Source organism: Bradyrhizobium sp. WYCCWR15520, from assembly GCF_056174665.1.
The window spans coordinates 1-1,572 of record NZ_JBWBWM010000140.1 but is presented as its reverse complement, the minus strand read 5'-3'; the positions used below and the strand labels follow the sequence as shown (position 1 = coordinate 1,572).

The following is a 1,572-nucleotide window of genomic DNA, read 5'->3' as shown; positions in this document are numbered from 1 at the left end:
GCTTACGATTACCCACATTTTTGAGTCAGAGTTTTGCTCCCGTTGCGATATCGATGAATCGCGATAATCCGCGCCACATGATCAGATTCCCTGGTGGCGGATCGTTGGCGCGGGCGAGATAGCCGCCGAGCCTGGCGATCTTGATGAGATAATGCGACAATGTTTTTCGTTGTGTGCTGACTGGATTCTTGTCTTTGACGAGCCGATCAAGCAATTGGATTTCAGCTTTGGTCAGCACAAATTCCGGTGAAGCATTTGGCGCTGAACGATTGAGCATCGTCATCCAAAAAATGCGCCAGCTCACAACGCAGAATACCGAGATCAGATTCGTCAATCGCTGAGCAGTCCGCAGTTGCGAGTCCTCTGCCCTACAGCCGGATTTGAGTATCTTGTGGAAGACCTCGATCTTCCATCGCAGGGAATACCATTCGAGTTTCTCGATCGCATCCCCGCGCGATTGCACCGGAAGATCGGTCAGGAGTTTCCATTCAATCTTTTTTCTGTTCTTTGGCGCTCCTCTTTCATCAGCGTGGATCACCGTCAAAGTCAAAGCTGGATACCGCGACTGCTTGCCTATCGGTGGCAGAATACGGATTTTGCGATACCGGATTTCAAGAACAGCCTGATCTGGATTGCCCTTGCTATCCTGGACTTCGATCCGGTGGAGACCTTTGACCAAGACCTCATCCATTATCGTTGCAACGGTATGATCGCCATCGCCTGCCAGGCGATTGACACAGGTCCTTACCAAGAAATGCGTTCCAACCTCTTGGGCGGCGCAAAACAATTCATAAATATCGGCCTCACGATCACCGATATGGATGCATTGCGATGGCTTCTCGAAAAGCTCCGTGGATTGCTTGAGGTTCTCCAGCCACCGAATGCTCTCCTTGGTTTCAATGGGGATCCGTGTCAGGTTGACCTCGCGCCTGAGCGCAGCGACCCCTCTGAATTTCTTTCTGGTCCAGAACTTCACAGCGCTGAGCCCCAGTGGAAGCCCATCGAGGGTCACCGCAAGGCTCGAATGCATCAATATTCCGCATGTCGTGTACGTTTGGGGTTTTCCGTCCAATCTTCGAGAGTAGCTTTTGGGGATGCGCTTAATCATCCCGATCAGATCCGGGCGCTCCCTTTGATAGGTGAATTCGGTCGTATCATGCAGAACAAGAACAGGTCCCTTCGCAGCCGCGATGCGTTCCCGCGTCGATTTAAAATGACCAGACAGGATGTCGGCCTCGCTTACTCGTTCATTGGAGAAGAAACGATAGGCCGCCTTGGTATTCGCCCAGTCTTGGCAAACCATAGGAATGCTCTGGCCGACGTCTCCACCAATCTGCTTCAGCAGCATGCGAAATCTCTCGCCAAGCCGAGCGTCCTGGAATTCGCACAGCGCAGCTTCACGGTCAAACCAGGTCACCGCGTCAGACGCCGACCGATGCGCCTTCTCATCCCGGGCGCGTGAAGTCAGTCCCATAGAGCACCTCTTCTCGAATCAGGTGCCCATCAAAGAATCACAAGCGATTCTAGCGACTCAAGTTTTTCGGCTCAGTGCACCTCAAAAAAATGTGGGTA

General features: G+C 52.4%; 1 protein-coding gene. It reads right to left on the bottom strand.

All coding sequences use genetic code 11. The features are described from left to right. Positions 1-25: 25 nt before the first annotated feature. On the bottom strand, positions 26-1,474 hold the full coding sequence (locus tag AC0QUY_RS42525; protein WP_161851829.1) for an IS4 family transposase: 1,449 nt from the start codon (positions 1,472-1,474) through the stop codon (positions 26-28). Between the last annotated feature and the right edge of the window lie 98 nt (positions 1,475-1,572).